A 21,703-nucleotide genomic window follows, 5' to 3' on the forward strand; every position below is an offset into this window, starting at 1 on the left:
CCCCTGTATGAGGCAGGTTACCCACGCGTTACTCACCCGTCCGCCACTCAGTCACAAAATCTTCATTCCGAAGAAATCAAATAAAGTGCTTCGTTCGACTTGCATGTGTTAAGCACGCCGCCAGCGTTCATCCTGAGCCAGGATCAAACTCTCATGTTTAAAAGTTTTCATCCTGCCAGTCAAATCTGGCTTCCAATAAACCGGATAAATCTCCGATTTATCCCGCTCAATTTTATTGAGCGTATTTACTGTTTTAAGGTTGTTTCTTTATAGAAACGTTCGTGTGTTGTTATTCACAACACCCTGAAATTCATTGAATCTTTCAAGGTTATTTCACTGTTCAGTTATCAAGGTTCTTTGTTTTGTTGTCGTTCTCGGCGACAGCTTGTTTATTATATCTTATCAAGACTGGTTTGTCAAGAACTTTTTTCTTTTTGAAAGAAGTTTTTCTTTCAAACAGCTTGTCTATATTAACTCATCATCAAGTATTTGTCAACACTTTTTTAAAATTAATTATTCAAGCAAGCGGAGAAGGAGGGATTTGAACCCTCGCGCCGCTATTAACGACCTGCACCCTTTCCAGGGGTGTCCCTTCGGCCAGCTTGGGTACTTCTCCGAATAGTATTACATATTAACTTGTACCGATATTCATCAGTAAGCGGAGAGGATGGGATTCGAACCCATGCGCCCTTTCGGACAAACGGTTTTCAAGACCGCCTCGTTATGACCACTTCGATACCTCTCCGTATTTGTTTCGCACGAATCAGTGCAAGAAAGATAATACCATCAACTTTTGCTTCTGTCAACAATTATTTTAACTTTTTTTCATTTTTTTCATCCTGCGGATTTTCAAAAGCATGTTTTAAGTACATTTCAGCAATCAGCATATCCTCCGGTGTCGTAATTTTTATATTACTGTAGCTTCCCTCGATCAGCTTGACCGGCTGATTTGTCATCCGCTCTACCACCATTGCATCATCCGTGATAGCTGAATCCTCATTTGCAAGCATTTTGTGGTATGCCTCATATATGAGTGGATATGAAAAACTCTGTGGTGTCTGTATCTGCCATACTTTTGAGCGTTCCGGCGTCATACTGGCATAGCCGTCTTCATCTGCTATTTTGATCGTGTCTTTTACCGGCATTCCTGCCACACACGCATGGTATTCCTTTACTGCTTCCATAGAACGGCAGATGATATCATAAGTAACCAATGGTCTTGCCCCATCATGGATCAGCACGTAGTCTGCTCCATCTGCCGCGCAAAGTCCTGCGTACACGGAATGATAACGCTCGGCTCCTCCCGGCACGATTGCTTTCACTTTACTGATATGATATTTTTCAATGATTTCCCGCTGGCAATATGTTTCCTCATCCGCACCTGTGACAAGAACGATATCTGTGACATCACTTTCTTCAAATGCTTTTAATGCATAATAAAGAACCGGATTTCCTGCCAGTTCAAGGTATTGCTTATGAATATGACTGTGCATTCTTTTTCCGGTTCCACCAGCAAGAACGATTGCTGTAAACTTTTCCATTAGCGTTCTCCAAGTTTTAAATTCGGAACAGCGTTAAGATCTAATCCATCCCTCTGTCCATGTATAAAATCATAATAAGCAGCAACACCGATCATTGCCGCATTATCTGTGCAGAAAATCGGTGACGGATGATAAAACTGTACTCCTTTTTTCTCACATGCCTCCCGCATTCCTTCACGTAGAACTCCATTTGAGGCTACTCCACCCGCAATAGCAAACTTATCCATCTTAAATTCATCAATTGCTTTCATCGCATTTCCGATCAGAACATCTGTCACTGCTTTCTGGAAGGAGGCCGCAACGTCTGCCTGCACGATAGGGATCCCTTTCATCTGACAACCATTGAGATAATTTAACACTGCTGATTTCAGACCGCTGAAGCTGAAATCATATGGACCATCTGCGATTTTTGCACGTGGGAACTCCATCGCATGCGGATTTCCCTCATGTGACACTTTTTCAATCTTAGGTCCTCCCGGATAACCGAGTCCGATCGCTCTTGCAACTTTATCAAACGCCTCTCCGGCCGCATCATCCCTTGTTCGTCCTAATATCTCATATTTTCCATAATCCAAAACCTTTACAAGATGTGTATGTCCCCCGGATACAACAAGACACAAAAATGGTGGTTCCAGATCTTTATTTTCGATGTAATTTGCACTGATATGCCCTTCGATATGATGTACTCCGACCAGCGGAATATTTTTTGCATAACTGATTGCCTTTGCCTCTGCAACCCCGACTAACAACGCTCCTACAAGTCCCGGTCCATATGTAACACCGATCGCATCAATGTCATCTAATGTCATATCAGCGTCACTAAGAGCCTGCTCAATGACCTGATTAATCTTTTCAATATGTTTACGCGAAGCAATCTCCGGCACGACACCACCATACAATGTATGAAGCGCAATCTGTGATGAGATCACATTGGATCTTACATCCCTGCCGTTTACCACAACTGCTGCTGCAGTTTCATCACATGAACTTTCTATTGCAAGAATTTTTATCTCCCTGTCACTCATCTTCCGTATCTCCTTCGGTCTGATAAAATACTAAAATCTTCCATTTTCCATCATTGTCTTTTCTAAGTACATAGGTCTGATTTGTACGTGTAAAACTTTTATTTTCGTCCACAAAATAAGATGCCGTCACATAAGCACAGTCATCCCCATCAATCTTCTGATATTTCACCTCATCGCTGCCGCATACTGATGAGGACTCTATTTTTTTCGACTTATCATGATAGTCTTCAATATCTGCTTTCAGGCTTTTAAAGTAATCATCCCTGGAATTATTTTCAAGCAGCTCGTCATCCATCAGAAGCCTTGCCTGATCTCCGAGTTGATATAACTCATCATCTGTGTACTCCTCATCATAAAAACAGGTGATGATACGATTGTAAAATTTCACAACCTCTCTTGGTGTTTCCGGATAATTTTTTTCAAGATTTTTAGTGATCACTTTCTGTACTTCTGTAAGGTTATCACTATTTTCCGCTGAATTGACTTTTTTCGTTGTAGCATACCAGAAAAGTCCGATAATAACCACAACACAGACAACTGCAAAAATGATTTTCTGTCCATTTTTTTTCATATGAATCCCCCTCTCAATCTTCCTCAAACATCAGCTCCACGCTCTTTCCATCTTTTCCGAGAAATGCGTTAGGAAAAATCTCTCTTACCCGCGGCATATAATCTTCCGCATGCACAAGTGACGGTGAAAAATGTGTCAGCCACATCTCTGTTGCCTCTGCTTTCTTTGCCACTTCTGCCGCTTCATAAAATGTCATATGCTTGTATTGTTTTGCTTTCGCGATTTTTTCTTTTTCTGCATACATTCCCTCACAGATCAGAAGATCTGATTTTTTTGCAGAAGCAACCAATGATTCTGTCGGTCTTGTATCGGTACAATACGTTACTTTGATTCCTTTTCGCGCTGCACCAAGCACCATGTCCGGGGTATAATGCGCCCCATCTTCTGTGGTGATCTCTTCCCCTTTTTGAAGTCTGTTCCAGTATTTCTGCGGAATCTCATGCTCTTTTGCACGCTCCACAGAGAATCTTCCGGCACGTCTGATCTCCACCGTATACCCATAACAGATAATATTATGGTTAACACGGAATGCATGGATATGATATCCGTTTATTTCTATATCGGCTTCCGGTTCTGTTATTTCAATATATCGTATTTCAAACGGCAGTTCCGGTGCGATCGTTCTAAGTGCCCCGACCACGCGTTCTAATCCCTTTGGTCCTATCATAGTAAGAGGCTCTGTCCGCTCTGCATTTCCCATAGAAAGGAGTAATCCCGGCAATCCACTGATATGATCCGCATGATAATGCGTAAAACATATCACATCGATCGGTTTAAATGTCCATCCTTTTTCTTTGATCGCGATCTGGGTTCCCTCCCCACAATCAATGAGTAAACTGCTTCCATTATAACGCATCAATGACGCTGTCAGCCACCGGTGCGGCAATGGCATCATCCCTGCAGTTCCCAAAAGACATACGTCTAACATACAATCCTCCTTGTTTTGCGGAGCAAAATCCGAGCCCATTGGCGAGGAGAGGATTTTACTCCTTGTTTTGCGGAGCAAAATGCAGGTTATACAAATTCCGTTACCTGTTCTTCCTCCGGCGGTATCACAAATTTTCCCACCATTTTTTCATAACAGGACTCACAGATATCCATTCTGTGTATCCGTCCATCCTTTTTATCAGAAAAATATCCCCATTCCTTCTCCACAGTAAGAAATGAAGTATGGTCTTTTTCAGATAACATACAAATCACTTTTCCACAACAGTTACAGTAAATTTTCTGATCTTTTCTGCTCATTTTTTTAAGCCTTCCCATTCTGTGATACAGGCAGACATTTTCTATGAATGCCCGGCATGCTGTAACATTCATGTACAGTACACTAGATATCTATATTATATAAGCAATATCATACCTTATGTAGTGGGAATTACTGGCTGCCGGTCACAATTACTGGCCATATATCATAATATAGGCATCCTCTTTCGGAAGTTCATAAAACCCTTTCCTCACACCATGATTCACAAACCCATTGCGCTCATACAGGCGGATCGCACTGTCGTTCGAGCAGCGGACTTCAAGTACAATTTTGCCAACTGAACGGCTCTCAGCCTCTTTTTTCGCTTCCGCAAGCAGCATGCCGCCAATTCCCCTGCACCGCATTTCCGGTGCAACCGCTACATTGGTAATTTCTCCTTCATCAATTGAAAGATACATTCCAATATAACCAAGGATCTTATTATTTTCCTCTGCGACAAGAAAAACCGTATTCGGCAGACTTAATGAATCCACAAATCCCTGATAGCTCCAAGGCTGTGAAAAAATGGCTCTTTCCAGTTCGCTTACCTGTTCTGCATCTTTTACCTGCATGGCTCTGACTGTGATCATGCTAATCCGCCCTCTTTTCGTTCCCGCTCCGCCTGGGACAATCTTAAATATTCCGGCTTATGCTCTGCAGCGGTCGTGGCTTTTCCCTCAGAAAAATATTTCATGCCAAGCGCTGCAACGGCTCCTGCTCTCTGTTTATTGACATGTGCAGGAGCAAACGTATACGGCACATTGCAGTTTTCTGCAATATATTCTTTGAATACCGGCACTCCGTCCCCTAAAAATGTGACCGGCTGTTCAAACTCATTTACAATCGAAATAATTTCATCTATCCCAACTGCACACTGTTCTTTCAACACTTCCATCTCATTGCCTTCAAAAGAGTACAAACCTGTGTAAGTCTGATTTCTTCTGGCATCCATAAGCGGACACACAAGTCCTGCATGTCCGACCAGATTATAGGCAAGCGCATCAACAGTCGGCACATTGACGATCGGCTTATCTAATGCAAGTCCGAGCCCTTTTGCAGTTGCCGAGCCGATCCGAAGACCGGTAAATGATCCAGGGCCACCTGCGATCGCGATCGCATCGATCGTATTCAAATCCAGTTCTATCATTTTTGCCACTTCATCTAACATTGGCAGAAGTGTCTGTGAATGTGTTTTTTTATAATTGACAGTATACTCTCCAAGCATGTTATCATCACATACGATAGCCACGCTTGCCACAAGTCCTGAACTGTCTAATCCCAAAATCTTCATTGTAAGCTCCATTCCCGCATGAATAAACTATTTTAGCAGCCCTCATGCTCTTTTATGGTAATTTTCCGGTAATCAAAACCTTTTTCCAGATTCTTTTCAATCGTCACATCATATCGTTTATCCGGAAGGATTTCTTCGATCAGGTTTGCCCACTCGATCATGCACAAACCCTCCCCGTAAAAATAATCCTCGTAGCCGATCTCATCCATTTCCTCGATATCACCGATCCGGTATACATCAAAATGGTAAAATGGTATTCTGCCTTCTTCATACACCTGTACGATCGTAAATGTCGGACTTGATACCGGTTCTGTAATCCCAAGTCCGTCTGCGATTCCCTGTGTAAAGACAGTCTTTCCAACGCCAAGATCTCCCACTAGTGTATACACATCTCCCGGTTCTGCCGTCTCCCCGATCTTCTTTCCAAGCGCATGTGTCTCTGCTGCGGAAAATGTCTCATAAACGGTTTCTTTCATCATTCCGTCCTCCATTTACTTCAACTTTACCCTGTACTTCGGCAGCTTATCCTTTGCAAGGTCTGCAAGACTGCGATATTTCTCCCCTAACTGCTGCCTGGGTATCACATAAGCATTTATGCGGTTACTGTAGACCAGCACATTATTTTTCGTAGACACCATTTTATAAATCTGATCCCACAAAAGCTTCGCGTCTGCATCCCCCTGTTTTACAGTTATTCCTTCTTCATCCACGCAGTAATGCAGGCTGTTCTTCAACACCTCAGATGCTGCAATACGCTGTTTTGAGCGAAGATAAAGTGTGACCGGCATATAAAATAAGATCAGCACTCCAAGCAAACTGCCAAGAACTGCATAGGACAACCCGCGTTCACTATATTTCGTACCTGCCGCAATAAAGCAGATCACTGCTGCGATCACGGAAATCCATCCGGATGCACCGGTATAGGTCTGGTACATGTTAAAACGAAACATATCCTTTGCGGTCAATGTTATATCAAATTCCAATCTCATCGTCAATCCCCCGCCATTTTAGAATCAGCTTAGTATAACATTTTTTGAAAAAAAAGAAAAGACGCATTTCCTGCGTCTTTTCTCCTGAAAAACAAAGTTGCTGTTTTACCGATACCGGCAAATACCGAAATCAGCTTCACTGCTTATGACTGTCTTCCTTTTAAAATCGGAGAAATGTGTTTGTAAGTCACAAATGTAATGACTACGGAAAACATTCCTTTGACAAAGGTAAACGGCATGTTAAAGCAGATCAGGCACTGTAAAATGCTCTTCATTGACGGAGCGATCAGCTGATATGCTCCGAGTACTGCCTCCTGCGGCATGAAGTTGTAATATACCGGATATACAAGGAAGTAGTTAGAAACTACACTGAAAGCTCCCATGATCACTGCTCCAAGTACGGAACCGATGAGTGCGGTCGTTCTTGTCTTTTTGTGTTTGTAAAGAAGTCCTGCCGGCAGTACAAATGCCACACCAAGAATAAAGTTTGAAAGTTCCCCTACGCCACCCGTAGATGTAATGAACAGATGAAGAACATTCTTAACCAGACAGATGATCACGCCACAGAGCGGTCCCATGGCAAATGATCCGATCAGTGCCGGAAGTTCTGAGAGATCCATCTTGATAAATGACGGCATAAACGGCACGGAAAAATCCAGAAACATCAGGATATATGCCACTGCTGAGAGCATTGCTGTCACCGTCAGATATCTCACATTGACTCTTTTTACGGTTACTGTTTTGTTTGTTGCATCCATTTCACTCGTCTCCTTTTCTCTTTCGGAAAATATACGAGGGATCGTAAGCGTGTTTACATAATAAAACCCCGGATGTACAAATCATCCGGGGTTTTATTGTAACAGAAACGTCTTTGCCGACGTCTTATCATTCACATGCTTATCTTCTCTCATCCAGACTATACTGTCGGTTCCGGAATCTCACCGGATCAGCTGCCTTAGCAGGTCACGGACTTTGTAAATGAATCTGATCCTATAAGATCAGCACTCTCTACATCACCGTCGGTCGGGAATCTGCAAATCTTACTGCATCACCCTGCCCCGAAGAATTAATATTATTTTTTTCGTGTTCTATTGTATGCATCTTTTGCGTATCTGTCAACCATTAATTTTCATGGTCAGTGCAATACGCTGTTTTTTCAGATCAACATCCAGTACTTTGACCTCAACAATATCACCGACACTTACCACCTCAAGTGGATGTTTGATAAAGCGGTCACACATCTGTGAAATATGTACCAGACCATCCTGATGTACTCCGATATCCACAAATGCACCAAAATCAATGACATTCCGGACTGTTCCTTTCAGGATCATTCCAGGTTTTAAATCTTTCATGTCAAGCACATCACTGCGCAGGATCGGTTTTGGCATATCCTCTCTTGGATCACGCGCCGGTTTTTCAAGTTCTTTTACGATATCCTGCAGTGTGATCTCGCCTACCCCAAGCTCTTCCGCCAGTTTTTTATAATCGGATATTTTCCCTGAAATGCCGTCTAATCTGCGTTCTTTCACATCATCTGTCGTATATCCGAGACGCTCTAACAGTGTCTTTGCTGCTGCATAACTTTCCGGGTGCACACCTGTTGCATCCAGCGGATTTTTTCCATCGTTGATGCGCAGGAAACCTGCACACTGCTCATATGCTTTTGGTCCTAATTTTGCAACTTTCAAAAGCTGGTTTCTCGCCTCAAAACGGCCATTTTCTTCACGGTATGCAACAATATTTTTTGCAACTGCCTTGCTGATGCCGGAAATATATTCAAGCAATGATGCCGACGCAGTGTTTAAATCAACACCGACTCTGTTTACGCAATCCTCTACAACTCCACCGAGTGCTTCACTTAGTTTTTTCTGGTTCATGTCATGCTGATACTGACCTACACCGATGGATTTCGGATCGATTTTTACAAGCTCCGCCAAAGGATCCTGCAGACGGCGTGCCATGGATGCTGCGCTTCGCTGTCCAACATCAAACTGCGGAAACTCCTCCGTTGCAAGTTTACTTGCAGAATAGACAGATGCCCCTGCCTCGTTGACGATGATGTACTGCACTTTCACCGGTATCTCTTTTAATAACTCTACAATGACCTGCTCGGACTCGCGGGATGCTGTACCGTTTCCAAGCGAGATCAGCGTAATATGATATTTTGAGATCAGCTTCTTTAAAACTGCTTTTGCTTCTTCTACCTTATTCTGTGGTGCGGTCGGATAAATGACTGTGGTATCAAGCACTTTTCCGGTCTGATCCACCACGGCAAGTTTACAGCCGGTACGGAATGCCGGATCCCAGCCAAGCACAACCTGTCCTGCAATTGGAGGCTGCATCAAAAGCTGCTCTAAGTTCTTGCCAAATACTTTGATTGCCCCGTCCTCTGCCTTTTCGGTCAGGTCACTGCGGATCTCACGCTCAATGGCTGGCGCGATCAGACGGTCATAGGCATCTTCTATCACTTCTTTTAATACCGGAGTTGTCTGTGGATTGTCACGCACGATCACCTTTTTTTCAAGGTATCGCAAAATATCCTCGACCGGTGCCTCAATCTTTACTGTTAAAAATTTTTCATTTTCTCCACGATTTAATGCTAAAATACGGTGCCCTGCAAGTTTTGCTACCGGCTCATCAAATTCATAGTACATCTCGTAAACAGACTCTGCCTCAGGATCTTTCGCAGCAGAAACCAAACATCCTTTTTTAACAGTCAGATCACGGATACGGCTTCGGTAATCTGCCTCGTCTGAAATACTTTCTGCAATGATATCTTTTGCTCCTGCGATCGCATCTGAGGCACTCATCACTTCTTTTTCCGGATCAACAAATTTTTCTGCTTCTTCCTCTAAAGATGTATTTAACATCTGCAGGGTAATGATACTGGCAAGCGGCTCTAACCCTTTTTCTTTCGCGATCGTTGCTCTGGTGCGGCGTTTTGGTTTATAAGGACGATACAGATCTTCCACCACGACCATCGTCTCTGCCGCTAATATCTGTGCTTTTAACTCATCGGTCAGTTTTCCCTGTTCCTCGATGCTTGCAAGAACCGTCTCTTTACGTTCTTCGAGATTTCTTAAATAAGTCAGTCTCTCATATAAGTTACGAAGTACCTCATCATTGAGTGCTCCGGTTGCCTCCTTACGGTAACGGGCGATAAATGGAATTGTATTTCCCTCGTCGATCAGCTTTACAGCTGCTTCAGTCTGATTTTTACTGATTCCGAGTTCTTCGGAAATCTTTGCAATAATATCCATAGCTGCTCCTTTTTCTTTCACCGGTCTCCATTTTTTCTCCGGCACAGTATATCTATTATAGCGAAATATCCACATGGATTCAAGGTGGCGTTGTTTTTTTCCACATTGCATGATACACTATTGTTAGTATTTGCAAGAATGGAGATTTTTATGGATCATCAATTTTACAGACCAATGCCAGACCGGCGTTCAAAACATATGGAAAATCTTTCCTTTATCATGGGCATCATTGCACTATCAACATTTTGTCTGGTTTATCCTGCACTGATCTGCGGGGCACTCGGCATTGTATTTGCACTGCTCTCACGCGGCGGTGAGACAACTTTTAGCAGCCGTGCCAAACTTGGACTTGCTTTAAGCAGCGTAGCACTTGGTATCATTATTCTGCTGTTAATCTATTCCGTCGTATTCGCCAACGTTTATTATGGCGGCATTGAAAATATGATGCGGGAGAGCTGCAAGTCTTTAGGAATTGATTATAATATGCTGTTTCCGCAGAATTGAGTTCTGATATTTTAAATAAATAGCGGCTTTAAATTTTATAAAAGATTTATACCCCAGAAAAACCGAACCAAATTTTTTATCGCACAGTTAACAATAAGAATCGCAAGTCCGATCCAGAGATACCGGTCTTTATAGTGCATTGCAACTGATAGTTTATGCTGTGAGAGCCGCTCAATTGTCTGGCTGATCAGAAACCATCCACATAATACCGCTGCGTATAACACAAACGGATGCTCAAAAAATGATATCAGAAAATGTCCCTGAAAGAGGGCACGTACCGCTCTGGTTCCTCCGCAGCCCGGACAGTAATAGCCGGTTACGGCGTGGAACAGGCATGGGTAGAGATAGTTTTCAATACGAAAGCCAGTTATTTGAGAAATGAGCAGATACATGCAGCAGATGGCTGCGCTGCTCAGACCAAGAATATATAAAATGTCATCTATTTTTTTCTGTTCATAAGTGTTTCTTTTTTCCATTCTCCACATTATATCAGAAATCCGTATCTATACAACCCCCTGCCACCTATGCTATAATTTATTCTAATCGCAGCAGAACTGCTGTATGATCTAAAAGGAGTTATTCACTGAATGAAACGCACATCAAAAGAACTCAAACGTATTGCACGTGATATTTTAAATGACAGATACCGTATTCCTATGGCAGCTTTTGTTGCCACAACACTGATCGCAACTGTGATCGAATCTCCTTTTTCCTTTTCCATGGGCGATAATCCGACAAATATGCAGCTTGTGATCTCACTGATCGCAGAACTTCTCATATCCGTTGTCAGTTTTGTATTAGGATGTGGTGTAGCAAAAGTCCATCTGTCCATGACACGCGGAAATGATTTCAGACTTCGTGATATTTTTGATCCATTCAAAAGAAATACCGACCGCTTTTTTATCGCAGGATTTATATTTTTGCTGATGATCTTTGTCTCCATGCTTCCTGTGATCGGCAGTTTTACTTATGCAGTAATCGTAGATTTTTCACTTACTTCTATTGTGATCACAATAGTAACCGGTATTCTTTCCCTGATCTTAAGCTGCTATTTTATGCTTACCTATCATTTTATCGGATATATTACGCTCGATCATCCTAAGTTAAAATGCCGTGAGGTATTCAAAGAATGCAGACTTCTCATGCACGGCAACCGTATGCGTCTGCTTTATATTATGCTCAGTTTTATCGGATATGGGTTATTAATTCTCTGCTCGTTTGGCATCGCATCCCTCTGGGTTGTTCCTTACCAGACAGAAACACTCGTTATTTTTTATCTGGACTGTACCGGAGAATTGAACCGGATTCCAGTCCGCAGTTATACAAATACTGATACAACCCAATTTTGATTCCACAACGCACTTTCCATCGAAGGTGCGTTTCTTATGGGATAAAACCGCAAAACAAAGGAGGAAAATCTTCTGCTCCTGCATAGGCAGTCGCATTTTGCTCCGCAAAACAAAGGAGGATTTTATGAATCAATCTAATCAGAACAATGAACCCATTCGCGATGCCTCAGTTCTTGGCATGCCAAAGATGCTGCTGCTCGGTCTGCAGCACATGTTCGCCATGTTCGGCGCAACCATTCTTGTCCCGATCTTAGTCAACAGTTACTTCGGGGAAGATGTACTGCATGTACAGGTCACTTTGATCTGCGCCGGTATCGGCACCTTATTTTTCCACTTCTGCACCAAATTTAAAGTTCCGGCTTTTCTTGGTTCTTCTTTTGCATTTTTAGGTGGATATGCAACGATCGCTTCCATGGATTCCGGTGTGTTTGCCGATATGTCAAATGCTGACAAACTGTCCTATGCCTGCGGCGGAGTTGTCGTTGCCGGACTTTTATATCTGATCCTTGCACTGATCATCAAACTTGCCGGCGTCAAAAAAGTCATGCGTTTCCTGCCACCGGTCGTTACCGGTCCGATCATTATCTGCATCGGTTTAAGCCTTGCCGGCTCTGCTGTAAATAACGCATCCAAAAACTGGCTTTTAGCACTGATCGCACTTGCAGTCATTATCATTTTTAATATCTGGGGAAAAGGAATGTTTAAGATCATCCCGATCCTGATGGGTGTTATCATTTCCTACTGTGCAGCTCTTATCTTTAACGCACTTGGCATGACAAATGCGGATGGCTCTGCAATTCTCGATTTTACAAATATTGCGGCAGCTTCCTGGGTTGGTGTTCCTGCATTTTCCATCTGCAGATTCAATATCTCTGCCATCCTTGTGATGGCTCCGATTGCTCTTGCAACCATGATGGAACACATCGGAGATATCTCCGCAATCTCTGCAACTGTAGATCAGAATTTTATCGAAGATCCGGGGCTGCACCGCACATTGATCGGAGATGGTCTTGCAACTGCACTCTCGGCATTCTTTGGTGGTCCTGCCAACACGACCTACGGTGAAAATACCGGTGTTCTTGAATTGAGCCGGGTTCACGATCCGAAAGTCATCCGTCTCGCAGCATGCTATGCGATCATATTAAGTTTCATTCCAAAAATGGCTGAGGTGATCGGTTCCATGCCATCTGCGATCATCGGTGGTGTCAGCTTTATGCTCTACGGCATGATCTCAGCGATCGGTGTCCGGAATGTAGTAGAAAACCACGTTGATTTTACAAAATCAAGAAACCTTATCATCGCAGGTGTCATCTTTGTATGTGGTCTTGGTTTTTCGGACGGTCTTACTTTTACCGTTGCCGGAACTTCCATCACACTCACATCCTTAGCGATCGCTGCGATCGCAGGTATTCTTTTAAATGCGATCCTGCCAGGTAATGATTATCATTTTGGCAAAGATCCAAAGATCGATGCAAACCGCGGTCTTGATATGATCCCGAATCTGCATGAAGATACAAGCTATGCAGATGACGAGGAGTAAATAATCAGTTGTAATAAATAAAAATGCGGTATCTGCAAACACACGGATACCGCATTTTTCTTTCTTATGATTTTCACCTGTTACATTTTTTATCTGCTAAATATAATGAATCTTAATCACGCCAAAATTCGCCGCTCCGCGCAGATACAGTGCCGCAACACTGCTTCCTTCACTGTGTCCTATCGCTTCCACTGCTCCGAAAGAATGTCTCAGTTCATTCTGTACTTTCCATTCTTTTGGAATATAAAGATTGGTCTCTCCAAAATTGTTTTCCACCTCAATTGATGCAGCATCCCCTGCGATCATTGCATTATCAAAATAAACACTCATGCTTCCGAAATTGTTTTCAAGCCGCGCATCACAGAAATGATCCGAATTGATATAACGAATCGCAGAACCAAAATTATTTTCACAGCGGATATGCTCTCCGCTGCACTGTTCACTGTCTGATGCACCTGTTTTTTCATCCCAGTTTATCGTTTTTTCCCAGGAATTTTTCTTTCTCCGGACATCTTTAAAAATCATCGAAAGTCCAATGCTTAAAAGCAATGCTGCACCAAGTATCGTCCAGTTTGTCAGATTCAGTCTTTCCAGGCCAAGAGGTTTTCTGTAAATAATACAGATAAATGCAATTGCAAACGTCATGGAATAAAAGTTTACTTCTCTTATTCCATCCACGAACAGCCAGACAAACATGATCGTCATAAAAATACCGGGTAAACCAACACCGATTTCAATCCCGGTACTGCTGGTCACTAAATATACCGCTGCAAGAAATACAAAAAACAGTCCCCATGCAATATTTTTCTTTTTCATTGACATAACCTTCTTTCTTCTAATTTTCTGATCAATGGTTTGTAATAATACCTTGACACATATACTTTTTTGTGTGTATTCTCAAATGCCACAACGCTCGACGCCGTCAGATTCCGGTTGATGGAAAAAATATGGGTGGTATTTAAGATTGTCGACTTTGACACTCTCATAAAAAATCCAGGAAGAATTTCCTCAAGTTCATACAGTTTGTATCTTGCCTCATACAGATCATTCCCCGTATGTGCCACCACTCCACTGTCTGCCGTCTCAAAAAACAATATGTCGTTCATCGGCAGATAATACTCGGTATTTCCTTTGTATAGAACCATCTTCTGAACTGCACCAGCCGCTTCACTGACTGCTTTTTGTATGGCTGCGATCTGTTCTGTCATACCACGGCAGCGGATGATGACTTCTTCCTCTGCCACCTGCTCATCCATTTCGATTTTGATTTTCATACTAATCTCCATTCTTGCGCTGCTTTTAAGCGCATCACAAGTTTGTGCGAAGCACAAATCTTGCGTATGAAAAATCTTTAATTTTTCATATCATTCTCCAGTACTGTACTGCTTTTCATCTGCAACCCATTTTTGTACTTAAAGCAAACCGGTTTTCTTTCTTACTGACAAGATCATTATAAAAAACGAACCACCTGATGTAAATGTTTTTACACCAAGTGGTTCGTTTTCCTATGGTAAGTGGTAATTATTTTACATGATACGGTTCATTGCAGAAAGTGCTCTGACTGCTGTCTGCAGGTAAGGATTTTCTGTCTCATAGAATTTTCCTTCGTCTGCCTTTTCTGCAAATGCAGGATCTAACGGAATCTTTCCAAATACCGGAAGTGTCAGCTCTGCTGCAACATCCTCAATATGGCTCTCACCGAATAATTTGATCTCCCTGCCACAGTCCGGGCATTTTAAATAACTGAAATTCTCGATCAGTCCCAGTACCGGAACATGCATCATTTCTGCCATATTGTATGCCTTTTTGACAATCATCTGCACCAGTTCCTGCGGTGAGGTAACGATCACAATACCATCGACCGGAAGTGACTGGAATACCGTAAGCGGCACATCACCAGTTCCTGGCGGCATATCAACAAATAAGTAATCAATATCTCCCCAGACAGTCTCATTCCAGAACTGTTTTACCACACCTGCGATCACAGGTCCTCTCCAGATGACCGGGTCTTCCTCATTATCCAAAAGCAGATTGACGGACATTACTTTGATACCGTTTTCTGCTTCAAGCGGGATCATTCCCTCCTCTGTACCTACAACCTGACCATGTACACCGAGCATTTTCGGAATGGATGGTCCTGTGATATCCGCATCCATGATGCCAACTTTATAGCCGGCCTGTTTCATTGCACATGCAAGTGATGCCGTCACAAACGATTTGCCGACTCCACCTTTTCCGCTGACAACTCCGATTACTTTTTTTACATTGGATGATGGATTCATCGGTTCTTTTGCGATTCCGTTTCCACCTTTTGCTTTGCTCGGACAGCCTTCACAGCTCTCCCTGCTACAGCTTGATGCGCTGCTGCAACTACTATTTTCTGCCATGTCTCATACACTCCTTTTTATCTTCATTCCTGCAGATATTTTATTCTGCCCAATCTTATCTTTCTGATTCCTGTGCCCGCTTTTTAAATATCTCCTGCAATGACTCCGTATAAGGTGCCCGTGCGATTCCGTATTCCGTCACAATTCCAGCGATCAGTTCATGATCTGTCACATCAAATGCCGGATTAAACACCTTTACATCCTTTGGTGCCATGCGCTCTTTGTACCACATCTCAGTCACTTCCTCTGCCGGACGCTGCTCGATATTAATATCGGCTCCTGTCTTTGTATTAAGGTCGATCGTTGAAGTCGGTGCACAGATATAAACCGGTACATTATAATATTTTGCTACTGCTGCAACCACGGATGTTCCGATCTTGTTTGCCGTATCACCGTTCGCTGCCACGCGGTCGCAGCCGACGAATACTGCATTGACCCATCCATTTTTCATAACCGTTGCAGACATATTATCACAGATCAGGGTAACATCCACTCCGGAGGACTGTAATTCAAATGCCGTCAGTCTTGCCCCTTGTAACAGTGGTCTTGTCTCATCTGCAAACACTTTAAAATGATAGCCCTTTTCTTCCCCAAGATAGATCGGTGCTGTTGCCGTGCCATACTTGCTGGTTGCAAGCTGTCCGGCATTACAGTGGGTTAAAATGCCATCTCCCGGTTTTACCAGTGTCAGACCATATTCGCCGATCTTTCTGCAGACACGGATATCCTCCTGCCAGATCTCTATTGCCTCTTCTTTTAAATATTCTTTGATTCTCGCCACATTCTCATCGGCATGCGCTTCTAAAACGCCCTGCATCCGGTTAAGCGCCCAGCTTAAATTAACCGCTGTCGGTCTTGCAGATTCTAAATACTCTTTCTGTTTTATAAACTCATCATGAAAAGTATCATAATCTGCCGCGCCGCTCTGTTTTGCCAGAAGATAGATTCCAAATGCCGCTGCAACCCCGATCGCCGGAGCTCCCCTTACCTTAAGCAGGTAAATGGCATCCCAGATCTCTTCCGCTGTCTTTAAAGCGATCAGCTCTATCTTTCCCGGAAGTTTCGTCTGATCGATGATAATAATTGCATTATTTTCATCATCTAAGCGCACCGTATCATAATTCATGATATTGTCATTTTCTTTGCACTGCTGCATCTTCGTGACCTGTGCCTTTCTTCTTTTTTTCCACTTCTTTTTATTATACACGCTAAAGAAACAATTTTAAAGTCTAACGCCGGTACTTTTTAAGAAACAAAAACGAAGGGGACATTATCTGCCCCCTCCTTTTAATGCTCTTTTCTTTTCATACATTTTAACATCTGCACGGGATCTCGCCGCTTCGAAATCCATATCCTTCTCTGCATCAAATCCGGCAAAACCATAAGCAATCTGTATCTTTGGAATCGTATGGCTCTGATTAAACTCCTGCTGTTCCAATTCAAGTTCTTTCAGTCTTTCTTCCAGATCAAAACCACCCCTGTTTTGAATGACAACGCAGAACTCATCACCACCAATGCGGTAACATCTTCCATGGCTGCCAAATACACGCGAAATGATCTCAGCAGCATTTTTGATATAAGAATCACCCATCGCATGCCCCATCGTATCATTGCAGTGTTTTAAATTATTCAGGTCAAATGTCACGATCAGTGTTCCATCTGCCTGTTGTTTTTCTTTTACCCATTCATCATAAGAATTACGGTTATACAGACCGGTCAGCACACCAAATCTTCCAATGATATCTGTCTTAATCCCAGGATTCCTGTCAGTTGAAGCAGCATCTGAATAACAAAATTAAGATATGCCATGACACAGATCGTCTCTGAAATCCATCTGTCTTTTATTTTCCAGAAACACTTCATAAACTGAACAAACGGCGGTATCATCAACATCAGTGAAACTGCCGAAACAAATGCACATGCCGTCCGGCTTGGAATCAGGATCGTTGCCATCTTTGTTTCATTAAAAGACCATATCCCCGTCAATAACGCAAAGACACCAAAATATGAAATATCACGTTCGATTGGAACTCTTTTATGCGCCATCAGCCAGTATCCGATTAAAACAACACCCACCATAATTTCGAGCAGGCTGACAATAACCTCGGCTCCTGAACTGTATAACAAATATTTATACATCCGTCCGGTATCCCCGGCATAAAAATCAATCTTTTTCTGACGGACCTGCGGATATGCTGCCCGGACGATCACAGTAAGTTGTTCTGTCTCTGACGGTACATCCACAAAATTCCATATCACTCCCGGCGAATTGCCAAAAACCGAGTGTAACTGTTCCACCGAATAGATCAGCTTGTCATCCGCATATACCCAGACAGCCATATGCGATGTAAAAAAACGCACACAATGCCCTGTATCACTTATTTCCTGCGTAGAAAATACAATACGCATTCGATATCCTGTTTTTTATCTTATTCTTCAAATCATGTCCTCTTTATGTACTGCTTTTTCCACAAAAAAATCTTGAAAAAATAGAAGGCCTGCTCTTTTTTTCTTCTTCTTTTTTGGGAAATCTTTCTTCTTCTGAATAATCCGGTACCCAGTCAACGAAAAAAAATCTGTCATCTACATCTGTTCTGCCATTAAAATGCCTGCACATGTCTTTAATGACTTCCATCATCGCATCTGCCATTTTCTCTGCATCCTGTGCCATGCGGTCACAAAATTCCATTCCACGGTCCGGTCCTTCTTCCCCCCAGATACAGTCATCTCCAAGCACTCTTAATTTATTCAGACGATCCCTCTGATCCTTGACAGTGCTGAAAAAACGGCTCACTAAAACATTATGCTCTTCTTTGTCGGTATAACATAAAAACTCTTCTAACAGTGTACCTTCCGAAAATCCGATCTCATAATAATCATTATAAAAGCGGCATATCCGCTCTGCCGTTTTACGGAACAAAATCCCGCTCTGCTGTGGTTCCTTCCAGTAGTGCTTTTCTGCTTCCACAAGCTCTTTGTAAATTTCATCGTACGCAGTCTTGATTTTCGGATCTTTTATCTCGCATTCCATCATAAAGTCAAAATTCATTTCTGTCTTCCTCCGCAAAGCTCACTCCAGATCACATTCTTTAAACGTCTTGTCAATGATGTCGTTCCCGCATCCTTAAGCTGCATGGTAAGCAGCATCGTAAGACCGTCTTTTGGGCTGTTGCAGAAATATGCCCCAAGCCATCCATCCCAGCCATATTCTCCTATTGAAGTAAACAGCGGGGATTTTCCAGGATCTTTCTGGATTCTCAATAAATTGGCATAGGTATATCCGCGAATCCCCTCCCAGCACTGATCTAATACTTCCTGCTGCCAAGGCATTAATGATCCATTTGTCATATATCGTACTGTCTGCGTTTTTAATATCTGTTTTCCCTGATAAGAGCCATCCTGCATTAACATTGACGCAAACTTCGCATAATCATCTAACGTTGAAACCAGTCCTGCGCCACCCGATTCAAATGCCGGTTCCTGTTTCATTGCATTCATGATGCCAAGATGATCTTCCGTATAAAGTTTTAGTCCATCTTCCGTCCTCTGGTACACTTTTGCAAGACGGTTCTGTTTCTCCTGCGGCACATAAAATGCAGTGTCTTTCATGCCAAGCGGCTCAAAAAATTCTTCTTTTAAAAATTCTCCAAAAGACTTTCCACTGATCACTTCAATGACTGCTCCAAGTACATCCGCAGATGTACCATACTGAAAACTTTCTCCAGGCTGGAACTGAAGCGGTATCAGACCAAGACGGTTTGCAATCTCCTGCGTAGTCAGCGCATCTTCCAGATATAAATGTTCTTTGATCCGGTCAAAAAGTTTTTCCGTCTCCATGGAACAGACGCTCGTGATATCTCCACCATACATCAGACCTGATGTCATATTGAGCAGATCACAGATTCTGACCGGTTTCTCCGCCGAAACCAGTTTTCCTCCTTCTGCAACGATCGCATTGTGAAATCCCGGCAGAAATTCTTCCACAAAAGCTCCCGGATCAAGAAGCCCCCGCTCCATTAAAAGCATGGCAGCAGCAGATGTAACCGGTTTTGACATGGAATAAAGCCGTACTATGGTATCACGTTCATATTTTCTGCCTGCTTTAATGTCTGCATGTCCGCCTGCTGCAAATGCCTTTTCCTTTCCATCCTGTATGACCAGAATATTCGCTCCGGCAATCTCCTTTTTTTCTACTGATTTTTCAATCAGTTGTTCCAGTTTCTGACTTAATTCCATTGAAGTTTCCCCATTTCCACACATACTGCTGTAAAAAATCCGATAAATCATATCGTGCTGTTAACGCACTGACAACCGCTGCCATTCACACATACTGTATACACATCAGATCAATATTTCCCTTAACACTTTCTCATCTGCAGTGACAGATCCCTGAATCATTGCCGCACTTCCGCCACCTCGTGCACCGGTTTTTTCGCGGAGCAGGGCGGCAATCTCCCTGCAGTCCTTTGTTTTACTTCCGATGATAAAATTATAACCACCGTCTTCTTTTTCCACAAAAATACCGCAGATCCCGTCATGTGCTTCCACAAGCCCATTGATGGCATTACGCATGACCGGTGTATCAAGATCTGTCTCAAACAAAAGTACATTTTCCTGTTCTGCTGGAATCTCTTTGATCTTCTGATCAATGAGTTTCTGCTTTGCCTGTGCCAGTTTGTATTTCAGATCCTGGTTGGACTGTTTTAATTTTTCCACAAGCTGTGGAAGCAGCTCCTGATTCGCAGAAAGTGTACCGGAAATTGCTGAAATGATCTGTGATTTTTTCTGTTCCTCCTCTAAGGCACGAAAACCGCTTAAAATACTGATTCTGACACCACCTTTATAATTAGAAAGGCTCTGTACATTGAGTGTTCCGATCTCACCTGTACGCTTTACATGCGGTGCACAGCAGGCACAGACGTCCACGCCGGGGATCGTCACGATACGCACCTGTCCCTCGATCTCGATCTTACTGCGGTAATCAAGTGCTGCAAGTTCTTCTTTTGCCGGATAAGTAATTTCCACAGGGAGATTTTTTACGATCACATCATTGACTGCCGTCTCTATCTCTTTGACCTCATCTGCGGTCAGGACACCATTAAAATCCATTGTAACTATATTGTCGCTTAAATGAAATCCGACATTGTCATATCCAAATCTGCTGTGTACGATCCCGGAAAATATATGCTCACCGGAATGCTGCTGCATATTGTTAAAACGATGTGTCCAGTCAATCTTTCCATGTACATTTTCATCAACAGCAAGCGGTTCTTTTAAACTGTGTGTGACCACATCTTTTTTGATCTGTACATCAGTCACCTCTATGCCGTTTATCGTTCCTTTATCAGGACTCTGACCGCCTTCTTCCGGGAAGAAAAGTGTCCTGTCCAATACAACATGGTAACCACTCTCATCTTTATCATGATATGCCTCACAGGATAAAACTTTTGCATCGAACTCTACTGCATATGCATCCTGATCGTATAATTTTTCTGTCATATTCTTCCTCTTTTCTACTACAATACTGGTGTAAAATCCTCGGTGTCTCCGCAGAAAAGTCCGCCTAAAGAAGCCACGATCTTTTGCATTGCATTCTTTGCGATATCAAATTCTTCCGGTTTTATGGTAACAAGAAATACACACTCACATCCATGTTCTTTCGCAAATGCCGCTGTGATCTCATCTTTTGCCGGAATCTCTGTCTGTTCAATATCAAGCGTTGCTCCATCACTTAATCCTACTTCCAATACACCAGCATCCTCCCAGATCTCTACCTCATAAGATGCTGTTATTGTATCATCATTTGCATTTGTAAGCACATCAAAAATATGACGTACTGTCACATTTTCAGGTGCAAAATATAACCAATCGCCCGGCATATGATTGTTTTCTTTTTTGCTTTTCTTTGGTTTGCTCTGCTGTTTCATCGGATTTTCCTCCGTTTTCTTACTCTGCGCTTCGGGTAAACAGTAACATTCTGTACTTTAGTATAGCATAATC

General features: G+C 42.7%; 25 protein-coding genes, 2 tRNA genes, 1 rRNA gene and 1 riboswitch. Of the genes, 3 read left to right on the forward strand and 25 right to left on the reverse strand.

Translation table 11 applies throughout. The features are described 5' to 3' along the window. From DW650_RS16000 to DW650_RS16065, 14 genes are all read right to left on the reverse strand, one after another. A 16S ribosomal RNA gene (locus DW650_RS16000) occupies positions 1-159 on the reverse strand; the annotation flags it as partial. A gap of 367 nt (positions 160-526) precedes the next feature. Then, a tRNA-Ser gene (locus DW650_RS16005) sits at positions 527-616 on the reverse strand. Positions 617-659: 43 nt separating this feature from the next. Beyond that, a tRNA-Ser gene (locus DW650_RS16010) sits at positions 660-745 on the reverse strand. A 64-nt stretch (positions 746-809) separates the two neighbouring features. Next, a complete protein-coding gene (ispD, locus tag DW650_RS16015; RefSeq protein ID WP_118210506.1) occupies positions 810-1,541 on the reverse strand; it encodes a 2-C-methyl-D-erythritol 4-phosphate cytidylyltransferase in 732 nt (243 codons plus the stop codon). Then, positions 1,541-2,566 carry a tRNA (adenosine(37)-N6)-threonylcarbamoyltransferase complex transferase subunit TsaD gene (gene tsaD, locus DW650_RS16020; protein WP_117922343.1) on the reverse strand — a complete coding sequence of 342 codons (1,026 nt, stop codon included), beginning with the start codon at positions 2,564-2,566 and terminating at the stop codon, positions 1,541-1,543. The genes ispD and tsaD overlap by 1 nt, the downstream gene beginning before the upstream one ends. Further along, entirely contained in the window at positions 2,559-3,137 is a 579-nt protein-coding gene (locus DW650_RS16025) for a DUF6715 family protein (RefSeq protein WP_241070890.1), read from the reverse strand. Before DW650_RS16025 ends, tsaD begins: the two co-directional genes overlap by 8 nt. Before the next feature lie 13 nt (positions 3,138-3,150). Continuing rightward, on the reverse strand, positions 3,151-4,065 hold the full coding sequence (locus DW650_RS16030) for a ribonuclease Z (protein ID WP_118210508.1): 915 nt from the start codon (positions 4,063-4,065) through the stop codon (positions 3,151-3,153). 86 nt (positions 4,066-4,151) lie between these two features. Further along, positions 4,152-4,382, reverse strand: a complete 231-nt coding sequence (locus DW650_RS16035) for a hypothetical protein (RefSeq protein WP_117922346.1) — start codon at positions 4,380-4,382, stop codon at positions 4,152-4,154. 150 nt (positions 4,383-4,532) lie between these two features. Next, a complete protein-coding gene (gene rimI / locus DW650_RS16040; protein ID WP_118210509.1) occupies positions 4,533-4,970 on the reverse strand; it encodes a ribosomal protein S18-alanine N-acetyltransferase in 438 nt (145 codons plus the stop codon). After that, positions 4,967-5,671 carry a tRNA (adenosine(37)-N6)-threonylcarbamoyltransferase complex dimerization subunit type 1 TsaB gene (gene tsaB / locus DW650_RS16045; RefSeq protein WP_186900533.1) on the reverse strand — a complete coding sequence of 235 codons (705 nt, stop codon included), beginning with the start codon at positions 5,669-5,671 and terminating at the stop codon, positions 4,967-4,969. Before tsaB ends, rimI begins: the two co-directional genes overlap by 4 nt. A gap of 32 nt (positions 5,672-5,703) precedes the next feature. Beyond that, positions 5,704-6,147, reverse strand: coding sequence for a tRNA (adenosine(37)-N6)-threonylcarbamoyltransferase complex ATPase subunit type 1 TsaE (gene tsaE / locus DW650_RS16050; protein ID WP_118210536.1), 444 nt, complete (start codon positions 6,145-6,147; stop codon positions 5,704-5,706). Positions 6,148-6,162: 15 nt separating this feature from the next. Continuing rightward, positions 6,163-6,660 carry a YcxB family protein gene (locus tag DW650_RS16055; protein ID WP_117922337.1) on the reverse strand — a complete coding sequence of 166 codons (498 nt, stop codon included), beginning with the start codon at positions 6,658-6,660 and terminating at the stop codon, positions 6,163-6,165. A 143-nt stretch (positions 6,661-6,803) separates the two neighbouring features. Next, the gene (locus DW650_RS16060; protein ID WP_117922336.1) at positions 6,804-7,418 is read right to left on the reverse strand and encodes an ECF transporter S component; all 615 of its coding nucleotides are present in this window, start codon (positions 7,416-7,418) and stop codon (positions 6,804-6,806) included. 137 nt (positions 7,419-7,555) lie between these two features. After that, positions 7,556-7,730, reverse strand: a riboswitch (FMN riboswitch). A 45-nt stretch (positions 7,731-7,775) separates the two neighbouring features. Further along, the gene (locus DW650_RS16065; protein WP_199654300.1) at positions 7,776-9,923 is read right to left on the reverse strand and encodes a Tex family protein; all 2,148 of its coding nucleotides are present in this window, start codon (positions 9,921-9,923) and stop codon (positions 7,776-7,778) included. Between the two features lie 150 nt (positions 9,924-10,073). Between DW650_RS16065 and DW650_RS16070 the strand changes: the two genes are divergently transcribed. Then, on the forward strand, positions 10,074-10,427 hold the full coding sequence (locus DW650_RS16070) for a hypothetical protein (RefSeq protein ID WP_243006926.1): 354 nt from the start codon (positions 10,074-10,076) through the stop codon (positions 10,425-10,427). 35 nt (positions 10,428-10,462) lie between these two features. On the opposite strand, the gene DW650_RS16075 is transcribed toward DW650_RS16070, so the two are convergent. Then, entirely contained in the window at positions 10,463-10,903 is a 441-nt protein-coding gene (locus DW650_RS16075; protein WP_117922345.1) for a DUF2752 domain-containing protein, read from the reverse strand. A 111-nt stretch (positions 10,904-11,014) separates the two neighbouring features. On the opposite strand from DW650_RS16075, the gene DW650_RS16080 reads away from it, so the two are divergent. Both DW650_RS16080 and DW650_RS16085 read left to right on the forward strand, forming a co-directional pair. Next, positions 11,015-11,776, forward strand: coding sequence for a DUF975 family protein (locus DW650_RS16080; RefSeq protein ID WP_118210511.1), 762 nt, complete (start codon positions 11,015-11,017; stop codon positions 11,774-11,776). Between the two features lie 124 nt (positions 11,777-11,900). Next, positions 11,901-13,316: a uracil-xanthine permease family protein gene (locus tag DW650_RS16085; RefSeq protein ID WP_117922332.1), complete on the forward strand. Its 1,416-nt coding sequence runs from the start codon at positions 11,901-11,903 to the stop codon at positions 13,314-13,316. A gap of 96 nt (positions 13,317-13,412) precedes the next feature. On the opposite strand, the gene DW650_RS16090 is transcribed toward DW650_RS16085, so the two are convergent. The 10 genes from DW650_RS16090 to DW650_RS16135 all read right to left on the reverse strand — a co-directional run bounded on the left by DW650_RS16090 (position 13,413) and on the right by DW650_RS16135 (position 21,630). Beyond that, a complete protein-coding gene (locus DW650_RS16090; protein WP_118210512.1) occupies positions 13,413-14,132 on the reverse strand; it encodes a LiaF transmembrane domain-containing protein in 720 nt (239 codons plus the stop codon). Continuing rightward, entirely contained in the window at positions 14,129-14,590 is a 462-nt protein-coding gene (locus DW650_RS16095; protein ID WP_118210513.1) for a LytTR family DNA-binding domain-containing protein, read from the reverse strand. Before DW650_RS16095 ends, DW650_RS16090 begins: the two co-directional genes overlap by 4 nt. 252 nt (positions 14,591-14,842) lie before the next feature. Further along, the gene (locus tag DW650_RS16100; protein WP_117922329.1) at positions 14,843-15,703 is read right to left on the reverse strand and encodes an Mrp/NBP35 family ATP-binding protein; all 861 of its coding nucleotides are present in this window, start codon (positions 15,701-15,703) and stop codon (positions 14,843-14,845) included. Between the two features lie 55 nt (positions 15,704-15,758). Further along, positions 15,759-16,859 (reverse strand): S-methyl-5-thioribose-1-phosphate isomerase, encoded by a 1,101-nt coding sequence (gene mtnA, locus DW650_RS16105; RefSeq protein WP_117922328.1) that lies wholly within the window; start codon positions 16,857-16,859, stop codon positions 15,759-15,761. 114 nt (positions 16,860-16,973) lie between these two features. Then, the gene (locus DW650_RS16110) at positions 16,974-17,426 is read right to left on the reverse strand and encodes a GGDEF domain-containing protein (protein ID WP_158576233.1); all 453 of its coding nucleotides are present in this window, start codon (positions 17,424-17,426) and stop codon (positions 16,974-16,976) included. Continuing rightward, entirely contained in the window at positions 17,420-18,112 is a 693-nt protein-coding gene (locus DW650_RS16115; protein ID WP_118210515.1) for a hypothetical protein, read from the reverse strand. Before DW650_RS16115 ends, DW650_RS16110 begins: the two co-directional genes overlap by 7 nt. A gap of 43 nt (positions 18,113-18,155) precedes the next feature. Continuing rightward, complete coding sequence (locus DW650_RS16120) at positions 18,156-18,752, reverse strand: hypothetical protein (RefSeq protein ID WP_117922325.1); 597 nt, start codon at positions 18,750-18,752, stop codon at positions 18,156-18,158. Next, positions 18,749-19,939, reverse strand: a complete 1,191-nt coding sequence (locus DW650_RS16125) for a serine hydrolase domain-containing protein (RefSeq protein WP_118210537.1) — start codon at positions 19,937-19,939, stop codon at positions 18,749-18,751. The genes DW650_RS16120 and DW650_RS16125 overlap by 4 nt, the downstream gene beginning before the upstream one ends. A 105-nt stretch (positions 19,940-20,044) precedes the next feature. Next, positions 20,045-21,202 carry an alanyl-tRNA editing protein gene (locus tag DW650_RS16130; RefSeq protein WP_117922323.1) on the reverse strand — a complete coding sequence of 386 codons (1,158 nt, stop codon included), beginning with the start codon at positions 21,200-21,202 and terminating at the stop codon, positions 20,045-20,047. Positions 21,203-21,219: 17 nt separating this feature from the next. Further along, on the reverse strand, positions 21,220-21,630 hold the full coding sequence (locus DW650_RS16135) for a hypothetical protein (protein ID WP_118210516.1): 411 nt from the start codon (positions 21,628-21,630) through the stop codon (positions 21,220-21,222). Positions 21,631-21,703 lie beyond the last annotated feature (73 nt).

Source organism: Roseburia sp. AM23-20 (assembly GCF_003470905.1).
In the GTDB taxonomy this organism is placed as follows: domain Bacteria; phylum Bacillota; class Clostridia; order Lachnospirales; family Lachnospiraceae; genus Roseburia; species Roseburia rectibacter.

Coding starts and splice junctions, on each gene's coding strand:
- ispD (WP_118210506.1), bottom strand. CDS start 1,541: ATGGAAAAGTTTACAGCAATCGTTCTTGCTGGTGGAACCGGAAAAAGA.
- tsaD (WP_117922343.1), bottom strand. CDS start 2,566: ATGAGTGACAGGGAGATAAAAATTCTTGCAATAGAAAGTTCATGTGAT.
- DW650_RS16025 (WP_241070890.1), bottom strand. CDS start 3,137: ATGAAAAAAAATGGACAGAAAATCATTTTTGCAGTTGTCTGTGTTGTG.
- DW650_RS16030 (WP_118210508.1), bottom strand. CDS start 4,065: ATGTTAGACGTATGTCTTTTGGGAACTGCAGGGATGATGCCATTGCCG.
- DW650_RS16035 (WP_117922346.1), bottom strand. CDS start 4,382: ATGAGCAGAAAAGATCAGAAAATTTACTGTAACTGTTGTGGAAAAGTG.
- rimI (WP_118210509.1), bottom strand. CDS start 4,970: ATGATCACAGTCAGAGCCATGCAGGTAAAAGATGCAGAACAGGTAAGC.
- tsaB (WP_186900533.1), bottom strand. CDS start 5,671: ATGAAGATTTTGGGATTAGACAGTTCAGGACTTGTGGCAAGCGTGGCT.
- tsaE (WP_118210536.1), bottom strand. CDS start 6,147: ATGAAAGAAACCGTTTATGAGACATTTTCCGCAGCAGAGACACATGCG.
- DW650_RS16055 (WP_117922337.1), bottom strand. CDS start 6,660: ATGAGATTGGAATTTGATATAACATTGACCGCAAAGGATATGTTTCGT.
- DW650_RS16060 (WP_117922336.1), bottom strand. CDS start 7,418: ATGGATGCAACAAACAAAACAGTAACCGTAAAAAGAGTCAATGTGAGA.
- DW650_RS16065 (WP_199654300.1), bottom strand. CDS start 9,923: ATGGATATTATTGCAAAGATTTCCGAAGAACTCGGAATCAGTAAAAAT.
- DW650_RS16070 (WP_243006926.1), top strand. CDS start 10,074: ATGGATCATCAATTTTACAGACCAATGCCAGACCGGCGTTCAAAACAT.
- DW650_RS16075 (WP_117922345.1), bottom strand. CDS start 10,903: ATGGAAAAAAGAAACACTTATGAACAGAAAAAAATAGATGACATTTTA.
- DW650_RS16080 (WP_118210511.1), top strand. CDS start 11,015: ATGAAACGCACATCAAAAGAACTCAAACGTATTGCACGTGATATTTTA.
- DW650_RS16085 (WP_117922332.1), top strand. CDS start 11,901: ATGAATCAATCTAATCAGAACAATGAACCCATTCGCGATGCCTCAGTT.
- DW650_RS16090 (WP_118210512.1), bottom strand. CDS start 14,132: ATGAAAAAGAAAAATATTGCATGGGGACTGTTTTTTGTATTTCTTGCA.
- DW650_RS16095 (WP_118210513.1), bottom strand. CDS start 14,590: ATGAAAATCAAAATCGAAATGGATGAGCAGGTGGCAGAGGAAGAAGTC.
- DW650_RS16100 (WP_117922329.1), bottom strand. CDS start 15,703: ATGGCAGAAAATAGTAGTTGCAGCAGCGCATCAAGCTGTAGCAGGGAG.
- mtnA (WP_117922328.1), bottom strand. CDS start 16,859: ATGCAGCAGTGCAAAGAAAATGACAATATCATGAATTATGATACGGTG.
- DW650_RS16115 (WP_118210515.1), bottom strand. CDS start 18,112: ATGCGTATTGTATTTTCTACGCAGGAAATAAGTGATACAGGGCATTGT.
- DW650_RS16120 (WP_117922325.1), bottom strand. CDS start 18,752: ATGAATTTTGACTTTATGATGGAATGCGAGATAAAAGATCCGAAAATC.
- DW650_RS16125 (WP_118210537.1), bottom strand. CDS start 19,939: ATGGAATTAAGTCAGAAACTGGAACAACTGATTGAAAAATCAGTAGAA.
- DW650_RS16130 (WP_117922323.1), bottom strand. CDS start 21,202: ATGACAGAAAAATTATACGATCAGGATGCATATGCAGTAGAGTTCGAT.
- DW650_RS16135 (WP_118210516.1), bottom strand. CDS start 21,630: ATGAAACAGCAGAGCAAACCAAAGAAAAGCAAAAAAGAAAACAATCAT.